The 11,728-nt window shown below is 66.0% G+C and carries 11 protein-coding genes, 1 tRNA gene and 1 pseudogene; 10 read left to right on the top strand and 3 right to left on the bottom strand.

The window, feature by feature from the left end; translation table 11 throughout:
* The first annotated feature begins 55 nt into the window (after positions 1-55).
* The 5 genes from OG874_RS29235 (at position 56) to OG874_RS29215 (ending at position 4,341) form a co-directional block, all read left to right on the top strand.
* Entirely contained in the window at positions 56-781 is a 726-nt protein-coding gene (locus OG874_RS29235) for a lytic transglycosylase domain-containing protein (RefSeq protein WP_330250317.1), read from the top strand.
* 137 nt (positions 782-918) lie between these two features.
* The gene (gene eno, locus OG874_RS29230) at positions 919-2,205 is read left to right on the top strand and encodes a phosphopyruvate hydratase (RefSeq protein ID WP_330250316.1); all 1,287 of its coding nucleotides are present in this window, start codon (positions 919-921) and stop codon (positions 2,203-2,205) included.
* Between the two features lie 17 nt (positions 2,206-2,222).
* Complete coding sequence (locus OG874_RS29225; protein WP_330250315.1) at positions 2,223-2,858, top strand: FtsB family cell division protein; 636 nt, start codon at positions 2,223-2,225, stop codon at positions 2,856-2,858.
* Positions 2,855-3,376 (top strand): DUF501 domain-containing protein, encoded by a 522-nt coding sequence (locus OG874_RS29220; RefSeq protein ID WP_330250314.1) that lies wholly within the window; start codon positions 2,855-2,857, stop codon positions 3,374-3,376. The genes OG874_RS29225 and OG874_RS29220 overlap by 4 nt, the downstream gene beginning before the upstream one ends.
* A 17-nt stretch (positions 3,377-3,393) precedes the next feature.
* The gene (locus OG874_RS29215; RefSeq protein ID WP_330250313.1) at positions 3,394-4,341 is read left to right on the top strand and encodes a Ppx/GppA phosphatase family protein; all 948 of its coding nucleotides are present in this window, start codon (positions 3,394-3,396) and stop codon (positions 4,339-4,341) included.
* 3 nt (positions 4,342-4,344) lie between these two features.
* Here the strand turns inward: OG874_RS29215 and OG874_RS29210 are convergent, their stop codons facing one another.
* Both OG874_RS29210 and OG874_RS29205 read right to left on the bottom strand, forming a co-directional pair.
* The gene (locus OG874_RS29210) at positions 4,345-5,169 is read right to left on the bottom strand and encodes a neutral zinc metallopeptidase (protein ID WP_330250312.1); all 825 of its coding nucleotides are present in this window, start codon (positions 5,167-5,169) and stop codon (positions 4,345-4,347) included.
* Positions 5,170-5,283: 114 nt separating this feature from the next.
* Entirely contained in the window at positions 5,284-5,736 is a 453-nt protein-coding gene (locus OG874_RS29205; protein ID WP_330250311.1) for a VOC family protein, read from the bottom strand.
* A gap of 274 nt (positions 5,737-6,010) precedes the next feature.
* Between OG874_RS29205 and OG874_RS29200 the strand changes: the two genes are divergently transcribed.
* From OG874_RS29200 to OG874_RS44905, 5 genes and pseudogenes are all read left to right on the top strand, one after another.
* Complete coding sequence (locus OG874_RS29200) at positions 6,011-7,477, top strand: peptide MFS transporter (protein WP_330250310.1); 1,467 nt, start codon at positions 6,011-6,013, stop codon at positions 7,475-7,477.
* 55 nt (positions 7,478-7,532) lie between these two features.
* Entirely contained in the window at positions 7,533-9,056 is a 1,524-nt protein-coding gene (locus OG874_RS29195; RefSeq protein ID WP_330250309.1) for an amino acid permease, read from the top strand.
* Positions 9,057-9,189: 133 nt separating this feature from the next.
* Positions 9,190-9,263 (top strand) — tRNA-Leu (locus OG874_RS29190).
* A gap of 709 nt (positions 9,264-9,972) precedes the next feature.
* Positions 9,973-10,437, top strand: a complete 465-nt coding sequence (locus OG874_RS29185; RefSeq protein WP_330250308.1) for a hypothetical protein — start codon at positions 9,973-9,975, stop codon at positions 10,435-10,437.
* A 291-nt stretch (positions 10,438-10,728) separates the two neighbouring features.
* Positions 10,729-10,917: pseudogene (locus tag OG874_RS44905) on the top strand (IS982 family transposase); the annotation flags it as partial.
* Between the two features lie 44 nt (positions 10,918-10,961).
* Here OG874_RS44905 and OG874_RS29180 read toward each other — a convergent pair.
* The gene (locus OG874_RS29180; protein WP_330250307.1) at positions 10,962-11,228 is read right to left on the bottom strand and encodes an MbtH family protein; all 267 of its coding nucleotides are present in this window, start codon (positions 11,226-11,228) and stop codon (positions 10,962-10,964) included.
* Positions 11,229-11,728: the final 500 nt, after the last annotated feature.

Below are 11,728 nucleotides of genomic sequence, written 5' to 3'. Positions count from 1 at the left end.
CGCGTCTTATGCGAACGCCAAGGGCGGCATATGCCGGAGTCTGGATGATGGAGTGGTGCTCCTGAAACTGACCGGCGCCTTGGCCGCCGCCGCGGTGACCCTCGTGCTAGCCGGTTGCGGTTCGGAACGCAGTCTGCCGCCGATTCCCGAAGGCATTCCGCCCGGTCCCGGCACACCGCTGCCCGTCATCGATCTGGACGCTCCGGGTCGGACCGCCGTGCAGTTGCGCGGGTGGGCCGATGAGCAATCCGACACTCTCGGCATTCCGAGCGTCGCGCTGGAGGCGTACGGCTATGCCGCGGCGATCATGGGCAGATCCCGGCCCGATTGCGGGATCGCCTGGACCACCGTCGCCGGAATCGCCAGCGTGGAAAGTAAGCACGGCAGCCACCGGGGTTCGGAAGTCGACGCCGACGGCACCGTGCGCCCGCCGATCATCGGCATCGCGCTGGACGGTGCGCCGGGCGTGGCGCTGGTCAAGGACACCGACGGCGGCAAACTCGACGGCGACTCGGTCTATGACAGGGCCCTGGGCCCCTTGCAATTCATCCCGGAAACCTGGAAGCGCTGGGGTGTCGACGCCAACGGCGACGGCGTGACCGATCCGCAGAACATCGACGACGCCGCCCTCACCGCGGCCCGCTACCTGTGCGCGAGCAGCGGTGATCTGACCTCCGAGCGCGGCTGGCAGCAAGCCCTGTTGACCTACAACCAATCCAATACCTATCTGCTCACCGTGCGCGATCGCGCCGCCGCGTACAGCGTCGGACGCAGGGCGTAATCGATCCGATTGGCGGAAATGACAGGTGTCGGCCGCGACAACGGGAAGGCTTTCGTCGGAGTGCCGGTTACTCGGTGATCGCCGAGGACGCTAGGCTTCAGACCTACCGTGCCGGCAGCTGAAGGAGAGTCGTTTTCGTGGCCATCATCGAACAGGTCGGAGCTCGCGAGATCCTGGATTCTCGCGGAAACCCCACTGTCGAGGTCGAGATCGCCCTCGACGACGGCACCCTGACCCGGGCAGCCGTGCCCTCGGGCGCATCCACCGGCGAGCACGAGGCCGTCGAACTGCGTGACGGTGGGGAGCGCTACGGCGGCAAGGGTGTACAGAAGGCCGTCGAGGGCGTCCTCGACGAGATCGCGCCCGCCGTCATCGGACTCGACGCGGTCGAGCAGCGCACCGTCGACCAGGTCCTGCTGGATCTGGACGGCACCCCGGACAAGTCCCGCCTCGGCGCGAACGCGCTGCTCGGCGTCTCGCTCGCGGTGGCCCGCGCCGCCGCCGAATCCTCGGGCCTCGAGCTGTTCCGCTACCTGGGCGGCCCGAACGCACACGTGCTTCCGGTGCCGATGATGAACATCCTCAATGGTGGCGCGCACGCCGACAGCGGCGTCGACGTCCAGGAGTTCATGGTCGCCCCGATCGGCGCGGCGACGTTCAAGGAGTCGCTGCGCTGGGGGACGGAGGTCTACCACGCGCTCAAGTCGGTGCTGAAGTCCAAGGGCCTGTCCACCGGTCTCGGCGACGAGGGTGGCTTCGCGCCGTCCGTCGCGGGCACCAAGGAGGCGCTCGACCTGATCGGTGTCGCCATCGCGAAGACCGGCCTCAAGCTGGGCACCGATGTGGCGCTGGCCCTCGATGTCGCGGCCACCGAGTTCTACACCGCGGGCACTGGTTACAAGTTCGAGGGCAGCGTGCGTTCGGCCGCCGAGATGGCGCAGTTCTACGCCGATCTGCTCACCGCCTACCCGCTGGTCTCCATCGAGGACCCGCTGTCGGAGGACGACTGGGACGGCTGGGTCGCGCTGACCGATCAGATCGGTGACAAGGTGCAGCTCGTCGGTGACGACCTGTTCGTCACCAACCCGGAGCGTCTGGAAGAGGGCATCACCAAGGGCGCGGCCAACGCGCTGCTGGTGAAGGTCAACCAGATCGGCACGCTCACCGAGACCCTGGACGCGGTCGAGCTGGCGCACCGCAACGGCTACAAGACGATGATGAGCCACCGCTCCGGCGAGACCGAGGACACCACCATCGCCGATCTCGCCGTCGCCGTCGGCAGCGGTCAGATCAAGACCGGTGCCCCCGCGCGCAGCGAGCGCGTCGCCAAGTACAACCAGCTGCTGCGCATCGAGGACGCGCTCGGCGACTCCGCGCGCTATGCGGGGGATGTCGCGTTCCCGCGGTTCGCGTTCGAGGGCTAGCCAATAGGGGTGGATATATGACGGAGCGACGTGCGCGTGGGACCAGTCCGGCCGGACGTGGGAACCGCCGCACGTCGCGCGCCGCCAGATCCCGCCCGGCCGCCGAGAGTCCGGCGGCCGCGCCCAATCGGACGCGCAGACAGTCCAGTGAGAAGGCGAAGCCGCAGAAGATAGAGCCGCGCGCCGGGCACGAGGACAGGCACGATCGCACCATTCTCGGGCTCTCCACCGGCAAAGCGGTCATTCTGGCCATCGTGGTGTGCGCTTTGGCGCTCACCTTGGCCGTGCCGCTGCGCACCTACTTCACCCAGCGCGCCGAGGCCGCAAACCTGGCCCAGGAGCGCAGCGAACTCGAGGCCGATCTGGCTCGACTGCGGGATCGCCGTGCGCAGCAACAGGATCCGGCCTATGTCCGCTCCGAGGCCAGGGACCGGCTGCGGCTGGTGATGCCCGGCGAGACGCCCTACATCGTGCAGGTGCCCGGCATCGAAGCGCCCGCTCCGCCCGCCGCGCCGACCCAGTCGAAGGCGCCCGAGCCCTGGTATACCGACCTGTGGCGCAGCATCTCCCAACCGCAGCCGGCTCCGGCGCCCGCGGCCGCACCGGCCGCGCCACCGCCTGCCGCGCCGCCAGCATCGGAAGGACCCAGGTGAGCACGCCGAACGAGCGCGATCTCGAGACCATCGCCAAGCAGCTGGGACGCGAGCCGCGCGGCGTACTCGCCGTCGCGTACCGCACCCCGGACGGGCTGCCCGCGGTGGTCAAGACCGCGCCGCGGCTGCCCGACGGCACCCCCTTCCCGACCCTGTACTACCTGACCGATCCGCGGCTCACGGCCGAGGCGAGCAGGCAGGAATCCGCCGGCGTCATGCGGGAAATGACCGAACGCCTCGCCACCGACCCGGAATTGGCCGCCGCCTATCGCGCCGCCCACGAGAGCTATCTGGCCGAACGCAACGAAATCGAGTCGCTCGGTACCGATTTCACCGGCGGCGGCATGCCGGAGCGGGTGAAATGCCTGCACGTGCTGATCGCACATGCGCTGGCCAAGGGCCCTGGCGTCAATCCCTTCGGTGACGAAGCGGTGGCGATGGCCGCCGACAATGGGTTGCGCGGCACCGCGATTCCCGCCGACTGGCCCGAGTACAAGCGGTCCCACGACGGGCAGTGATATGAGCGGAGCAGGATATGAGTGACCGGGTAGCGGCCGTGGATTGCGGCACCAACTCCATTCGACTATTGATCGCCGATGTGCTCGGCGACGGGCGGCTGGCGGATGTGCACCGGGAGATGCGCATCGTCCGGCTCGGGCAGGGTGTGGACGCGACCGGTTCGCTCGCGCCGGAGGCCATCGAGCGCACCAGGATCGCGCTCGCCGACTATGTCGCGCTCATGCGGGAGGCCGGTGTCAGCCGGGTGCGGATGGTCGCCACCTCGGCCACTCGGGATGCCGCCAATCGCGAGGACTTCTTCGCCATGGCGCGTGCCGAACTCGGCGCCGTGGTGTCGGGTGCGGAGGCCGAGGTGATCACCGGTGACGAGGAGGCGCGGCTGTCCTTTACCGGCGCGGTCGGTGAACTGTCCAGTGCGACAGGGCCTTTCGTCGTCGTCGATCTCGGTGGCGGTTCGACCGAACTCGTCCTGGGCGACAGCGCCGGTGTGCGGGCCGCGTTCTCCGCAGATATCGGCTGTGTCCGGATCACCGAGCGCTGTCTGCCCGGTAATCCGCCGACCGCCGAACAGGTCGCCGCCGCACGGGAATTCGCCGCCGAACGACTAGCCGAGGCCTTCGCCGAGGTGCCCGTCGATGGCGCGCACACCTGGGTCGGCGTGGCTGGCACCATGACCACCATCGCCGCCGTAGCCCTCGATCTCCCCGAATACGACTCCGAGCGCGTCCATCTCACCCACCTGACCTTGGATCAGATCCGCGACGTCTGCGACCGCCTCATCGCCATGAACCACGACCAGCGCGCCGCCCTGGGTCCCATGCATCCGGGCCGCGTCGACGTCATCGGCGGCGGCGCCGTCATCACCGAAGTCCTCGCCGCCGAATTGTCCCGCCGCGCCGACATCTCCGAACTCATCGTCAGCGAACACGACATCCTCGACGGCATCGCCCTGTCCATCGCCTGACCGTCAGTTCACCTCGTCCGGCGCTGCTGCCCACGTATTGCATACCGATGTGGACGTGCTTCGATAACCCGCCTCGGCCCAGCGCTGGCTGTTGGTCCCGGTGCCGTGGGTCGGGTCCTCTTCGGTATCGGCTTGTATTTCGATCAACTCGGCGGCCGCGGACGGGGTTACCAGGCCGCCCGCCTGTGCGGCTGCCAGCGTCACTCCGGCCAGGCATTGGGCCTGCAGTTCGATTCGTCTGCTGAGTTCCAGGCCGAGCGGGGACTTCTCGCCCGCGCTACCGATGTCCGTATCGGCCTTGCGCAGGATGCCGGTGGAGGACTGCAGGTGGTGGCCGTATTCGTGCATCACGACGAACAGCAGGTACTGCGGGAGCAACGGGCCCCAGCCGTGATGAATCGGATCGTCGGTGGGCCAGTACACGCGCCCGCCGCAGTAGAAGGCGGCATCGGTCGGCTGGACCTGCTTCGAGCAGCCGGACGTCACGCTGTCCACCACGACCAGCTCCAGCGGCGCCACGGTCATACCGGCCGAGCTCAGGGTCGCGCCCCATGTCTTCGCCAGGCAGTCCAGGGCAGTCTGGACGAACTGCCGCTGGTCGGCCGCGCTCATGCCGATCGCAGGCAGCCCACACCGAAATGGTGCGAGCCGCAGATCGGCGTGCAGGGTATTGGCCGACAGCGGCGGCTCGGCCGCGGCCATTTCGACCGGATCGGATATCTGCACCGCGTCCACCGCGGATACCGGTGCGCACCCGGTGCCGAGCAGCGAAACCAGCGTGACGATCGCGGCGATCAACAGCGCAACTCGCGCGCTCGAGCACTTCATCAGGTTCCCCCGGGTAGCCAACAACGAGGGTTCCCCGTCTATCGAGGACGCACTCTACCGGGAAGTCCCGATGGCTTCTCGTCGAGCGTTATCGCTGGATGAGCTGGCTCACAATTACGCGGCGCAGAATTCGTTGCCTTCCGGATCTCGCATGATCCACCAGTGCCCGGCGGGCCCCTGGTCGACCTCGCGGACGCGGGTCGCTCCCAGCTCTTCCAGCCGGGCCACCAGTTTGTCGAGGTCACCTGACTCGCTATGGATGTCGATATGCAGGCGGTTCTTGCCGGACTTGCCCTCGGGCACGTCCTGGAAGAGCAGTCGCCGACCGTGACCGACGCCACTGGTCTGGTCGAATGGGTCCTCGGGGTGGCGGATCGCGGCATAGCCGCGGAAGATCTTGTGGCCGCCATATTCGACGACCGCCTCCTCGGGCAGGTGCCCGGCGGCGAGCAACTGCTCGATCAGCGGGCTCGGATCTTCCACCTCGTACTCGAGTGCCGCGGCCCAGAAGTCGGCGAGGGCGGGGGCGTTCACGCTGTCGATGACCAGCTTCCAACTCAATGCCATATGACCAGTCTGATCTAGGGCTTCGCGGTACACCGGCACGATCTCGATACTCGCCGGACTTGCTGAGCCACCCGGGATCGTTGACGCTCGACGAATATTCGATGTTGCCGAAAATTCGCCATGGCGCCGCCTTGGTCGACTATTTCCATGCTGCATAGCGTGGGTAGCGGTTTGCGATTCCCCTGGTGTGCGGGCTCGTGCAGGCATCTCGGGTGAACAGGGAAACTTTCTTCGGGATGCCGGAAATTCTCTGCCCATATGGGATGGTCGGAGCATGTCCGATGCAGCAATGGCGGAGCAATCGGTCCGGGACCGGACCCTGTTCGGTCACCCCATCGGGTTGACCAACCTCTTCGGAGTCGAACTCTGGGAACGGTTCTCGTTCTACGGGATGCTCACCATCCTCGGGTACTACCTCTACTACTCGACGACCGAGGGCGGACTCGGCCTGTCGCAGAGCACCGGTGTCGGCATCGTCGGCGCGTACGGCGGTCTGGTGTATCTGTCGACGGTGCTCGGCGGTTGGGTCGCCGACCGGTTGATCGGCATGGAGCGCACCGTCTTCTACGGCGGCGTCGTGGTGGTGGCCGGACATATCGCGCTGGCGATCCTGCCGGGGCTGACCGGTGTCGGCGTCGGCCTGGTCTTGGTCGCGCTCGGCAGCGGCGGGCTCAAGGCCAATGCGTCCTCGCTGCTCGGCACGCTGTACCAGCCCGGTGACTCGCGCTTCGACGGCGGCTTCACACTGTTCTACCTGGGCATCAACCTGGGCGCGTTCGTCGGCCCGCTGCTCACCGGTCTGCTGCAACGGAATTGGGGCTTCCACTACGGCTTCGGCGCGGCCGCGGTCGGCATGGCATTGGGACTTGCCCAGTACGTGGTGTTCCGGCGCAATCTCGGCGACGCGGGCAAGCATGTGCCCAATCCGTTGCCGCGCAGCGCCGTCGGGCCGATCGCCGCGCTGGTGGTGGGTGCGGCCATCGTGGTCGTGCTGGCCATGGTCACCGGACTGGTGAATCTGGACAACCTCTCCGAGGTCACCACGGGTGTCATCATCGCGGCCGCGCTCGCCTACTTCGTGATCATGCTGACCAGCGCCGAGGTGACGCCGATCGAGCGCAGCCGGGTCCGCGCGTTCATTCCGCTGTTCATCGCGAACGCGGTCTTCTGGTCGCTGTTCCAGCAGATCTTCACCGTGCTCGCGGTCTACTCCGACGAGCGGATGAACTGGCGCGTCTTCGGCTGGACCGCACCGTCGAACTGGATCGGCTCGGTCGAACCGGTGTGGATCATCTGCCTGTCGCCGCTGTTCGCGCTGATGTGGACCAAGCTGGGCAATCGCGCGCCGAGCACACCGCGCAAATTCGCGCTCGGCGTGATCGGGATGGGACTGGCGTTCTGGTTGTTCGTGCTGTTCTCGGGCACCAGCGGGAAGTCGGTTCCGGCGCTGGCGGTGCTGCTCATCATGGGCGCCTTCGCGGTCTCGGAGCTGCTGCTTTCGCCGATCGGTCTCTCGGTGACCACGCAGTTGGCGCCCGAGGCGTTCCGCGCACAGATGATGGCGCTGTACTTCTTCTCCGTTGGCATCGGCACCTCGATGTCCGGTACTTTGGCTCGGTTCTATGACGCGGACCACGAATTCGCCTACTTCGGTATCACCGGAGCGGTGGCGATTTGTGCCGGTCTGATCGTCGTCGCACTCACACCATGGGTGAGCCGACATATGGCCGGTGTGCATTGACACCGGTGGATCGAAACATCGGCGGAGAACCCGTCGTCGACAGCGAGGAGTGAGTGTGGCGACCCCTGGAACTCGATGGGGCGGTCTGTTCCGCACCAAGTCGGTCGAGCAGTCGATCCGGGACACCGACGAACCCGACTCGAAACTGCGCAAGGACCTGACCGCCTGGGACCTCACCATCTTCGGTGTCGCCGTGGTCGTCGGTGCAGGCATCTTCACGCTCACCGCGTGGACCGCCGGCAATGTGGCCGGGCCGTCGGTCTCGCTGGCCTTCGTCTTCGCCGCCATCGCCTGCGGATTGACCGCGCTGTGCTACGCCGAATTCGCCTCGACCGTGCCAGTGGCGGGCAGCGCTTATACCTTCTCCTACGCCACTTTCGGTGAACTCGTCGCGTGGATCATCGGCTGGGACCTGGTTCTGGAGTTCGCGCTCGCGGTTTCGGTGGTCGCCAAGGGGTGGTCGCAGTATCTCGGTGAGGTGATGGGGTCGCATTCACCGATCGTGCATCTGGGTTCGATCGACTTCGACTGGGGCGCAGTACTTCTCATCTCGGTACTCGGCGTACTGCTGGCAATCGGCACCAAGGTGTCCTCGCGCGTCTCGGCGGTGGCCGTCGCCATCAAACTGAGCGTGATCGCGCTGGTGCTCGTCGTCGGCGCGACCTATTTCGACAAGTCGAACCTCACGCCCTACATCCCGCCGTCACAGCCGGGCGCCGAAGGCGAGGGGCTGCGCCAGTCGCTGTTCTCCTACCTCACCGGCGCGGGGCACAGCAACTTCGGCTGGTACGGCCTGCTCGCTGCGGCGAGTTTGGTGTTCTTCGCGTTCATCGGCTTCGACGTCGTCGCGACCGCCGCCGAGGAGACGAAAAACCCGCAGCGCGCGGTGCCCCGCGGCATCCTCGGATCGCTGATCATCGTCACGATCCTCTACGTCGCGGTATCCCTGATCCTCACCGGCATGGTGCCCTACACCGCGCTGTCCGGCGAGCATGCAACGCTCGCAACGGCTTTCGCGCAGCACGGGGCCACCTGGACGAAGAACATCATCTCCATCGGCGCGCTGGCCGGGCTCACCACGGTCGTCATGGTGATGTTCCTCGGGCAGACCCGCGTGCTGTTCGCGATGTCGCGCGACGGTCTGCTGCCGCGCCGCCTCGCCCACACCGGCAAGCACGGCACGCCGGTCCGGCTCACCATCGTTGTCGGCATCGTCTGTTCCCTACTCGCCGGATTCGTGGACTTCGGCACCCTCGAAGAGATGGTCAATATCGGCACCCTCTTCGCCTTCGTGCTGGTCTCGGTCGGCGTCCTGATCCTGCGCCGTACCCGCCCCGATCTCCCGCGCGGCTTCCGCGTCCCACTGGTCCCGCTGATCCCGATCCTGGCCGTGCTGGCCTGCCTCTGGCTGATGCTCAACCTCTCGGTCGAAACCTGGCTGCGCTTCATCATCTGGATGGCACTGGGCCTGATCGTGTATTTCGCCTACAGCCGCCGACACTCCGTCCTCGGCAACACGCCCACGGCGAATTCCGCCGACGACGCACTGCCGCCGACCTCGGCAGCCACGCGAGAATAGCTGTCCCCCAAGGACTCCGAGCGCCCGCACCCCGAGCAGCACATATGTGCCCCGCTCAGGGCTCAGGCGCCCGGTCCTGCCAAGACCACTCGGGATTCCGGTACAGCCGTACGGGTCGGTACGCTAGCCTGAGGCCCCTATAGCCCAATTGGCAGAGGCAGCAGACTTAAAATCTGCAAAGTGTCGGTTCGAGTCCGACTGGGGGCACTGCATCGCACCTGGTAGGGGGCTTACGAGGATGGTGCGACAGGTCAACACGGCCTGCCATGCCACCCCCGTGCCATCCCGCTGCGGGTGGGCAACTACCCAGGTGGCGTTTACGCAGGTGGTCGTCTGAGCTGTCTTCTTCGGTGATGCGCGCTCGGATTGCGCGAACAGTGCGGTCCTTCGGAATGCGCTCCGGCCAGAACAACGCACCGAACAGCACCACCAGCGGAATACCAATCGCCAGGATCAGTCGAATGTGTTCATGCCGCTGCTCACGGCATTCCGGTGTCTCGCACCGACGTTGGCTCTATGTCGATTGCCGGCGGCAGGGACAGGAGGCCCCCGTAGACATCGGCCAGCAGGTCCGCGTCAATTGGTGCGAACGTCGCAGCGGCAATCGCGGCCGTGGCATCGGTTTTTGGGGTTGAGTACGGATGCGGGTTTACAAGGGTGTGCTAGCGGAGGCTGGACATATGGAGCCCGGTGCATTGATGCTGGCGGCTACCCGGCGAATCGAGGACGAAGCAGGGGCTTTGACGGTTCTGCCCGCTGTCCGAGGCATGGGCGAGATGGCCGAGACCTTTGCCGGTGAGGCGCGCACAGGGCGGAGCATTCGGCGTCCCTCGCATCGGAGATCACGCAATATCGGGGATGGCTGGAGCACGCGATCGGAGCTGACGCAGCAGCGCGTCGCAGCCTCGGTACGGCGGTGAACCTGGCCAAGGAATCTCGCGACGCGGACCGTCTGGCGCACAGTCTAGGATTCCTCGGCTACGTGACCGTGAGCGCGGGGGAGTACGGCGAGGTTGTCGCCCTGTCGGATGCAGCGCTGGCGGTACGGAACGCGCACCCCGTCATCACGGCCTACGGGCGAATGCGGCGGGCTGAGCTGTTGGCCGCGCACGGCGACAAGGGCGAAGCGCAACGCGCGCTCGCTCTGGCCAACGTTGCGACAGAAGCGGCGGACGGTGTTGAACCTCCGGCGTCGATGTATTGGTGGAGCACCGGATTCGGGGCGGTGCAGCGTGGCGGTGTTCTGTCGCTGCTGGGGCGCACGGCCGAAGCTGTTGGGGAAGCGACACACGGGCTGGCCGCGATGCCAGCCGAGCACCTCCGAAGTGAATTGCTGGCGTCGGCGTTGCGCCGCGTTGACCCGGACATGAGCGCGGTGTGATGTCGGTGCCGGGTGACAGAATCGCCGCGTGAACCTTGCTCTACCCGAGTGGACACAAGATATTGGCAATTGGTTCGGAGATGTGTGGGACCAATTATTCGGGATGACCGCTGATGCTTGGGCTGCCAGCGCCGGATGGACAACCACTGCTGTCGCTGTTGGAGCTGCGGTCTTTGCATTTAAGCAAGTGAAGGAGGCGCGTGCGACACGGGAAGAACAGGCACATATTCGGGATCGATCGAATCTCCGGCCAACTCGAGATCGCCGATCGGTGGTGTACCTGCTCGTTGCCTACCGAAACAGCCCGGCTATAACAAGCGGCCGCGGAACGCCGCCGGACTGATCTGTGCGGTGACCCGGGCACTGGCAGACACCAGATTGCGGACCGACGGTGTGGTGGACGATTCCACCCTGGTCGAGTGTGGCCGGTCTCGGGAAACGGGAAGTGAGCGGGCGGGTGCGGGGGCATGTGACACCGGCGGCGTCACACAGCCCCGTATCTTGGGCCGAACCGCCGCTGCGCACTATCTGCTATCGCCGGCTAAGGACCTGGGCCTGGCGGCCTTGCGTGCCGCGTTGTCGGCGGCCATTGCATCGCGCAGACTCTTCGGCCGCATATCTGTCCAGTTCTTGTCGACGTACTCGACGCAGGCGGCCCGGCTGTTTTCGTCGAACACGACTCTCCAGCCGTACGGGATCTCGGCAAAGGTCGGCCAGAGGGAATGCTGCTCCTCGTCGTTGACCAGAACCAAGAACCGGCCGTCTTCGTCGTCGAAGGGATTGGTGCTCATTTCACCTCACTGGATACTGACATTGTGCACGGACGGACAACGCTCGTAGTCCGTCTCATCCGGGTCGGATCTCCCGAGCGGTGCATCGGCCTGGCAATGCACCCTGACAAAAGGGCGGGTATCTCGGCTCGGAAGAAGAACAGGACCTTGTTCACCGCGAGCAGGAATAGCGAGCAGAAAAATCCCCGGGTATGTGTATCGGTGGCACACAACCGGGGGATTGGGGATTCGCGATCACGCGGTGAGAGGAGTCTCGAGCACAGCGGCGATTGCTCCGACCGGATGACCGATACGCTGCCACACTTTCGGGTTCTCCTTCATACTCTGGGGCGACATTCCTGGCAGGTGAAGGTTACGAACTGCACAGTATTCGAGGCAGCACGACGTGCGGATGGGAGCGAAATGATATCTCCCGCCGTGGGGCAAGAAGTCATCAACTGCTAATAGGTAGTACCGAAGTGTGCGGGTCGGAACCTGTTCGACCCCGAATCGGACAGACC

Source organism: Nocardia sp. NBC_00565 (assembly GCF_036345915.1).
Taxonomy (GTDB): Bacteria; Actinomycetota; Actinomycetes; order Mycobacteriales; family Mycobacteriaceae; genus Nocardia.
Note: the sequence above shows the minus strand (reverse complement) of the source record. Positions and strands in the feature narration are given on the sequence as shown.

Bases quoted from the DNA above. Each gene is read 5' to 3' on its own strand.
- OG874_RS29215 (WP_330250313.1), top strand. From the start codon at position 3,394: ATGAGTGACCGGGTAGCGGCCGTGGATTGCGGCACCAACTCCATTCGA.
- OG874_RS29205 (WP_330250311.1), bottom strand. From the start codon at position 5,736: ATGGCATTGAGTTGGAAGCTGGTCATCGACAGCGTGAACGCCCCCGCC.
- OG874_RS29210 (WP_330250312.1), bottom strand. From the start codon at position 5,169: ATGAAGTGCTCGAGCGCGCGAGTTGCGCTGTTGATCGCCGCGATCGTC.
- OG874_RS29180 (WP_330250307.1), bottom strand. From the start codon at position 11,228: ATGAGCACCAATCCCTTCGACGACGAAGACGGCCGGTTCTTGGTTCTG.
- OG874_RS29200 (WP_330250310.1), top strand. From the start codon at position 6,011: ATGTCCGATGCAGCAATGGCGGAGCAATCGGTCCGGGACCGGACCCTG.
- OG874_RS29225 (WP_330250315.1), top strand. From the start codon at position 2,223: ATGACGGAGCGACGTGCGCGTGGGACCAGTCCGGCCGGACGTGGGAAC.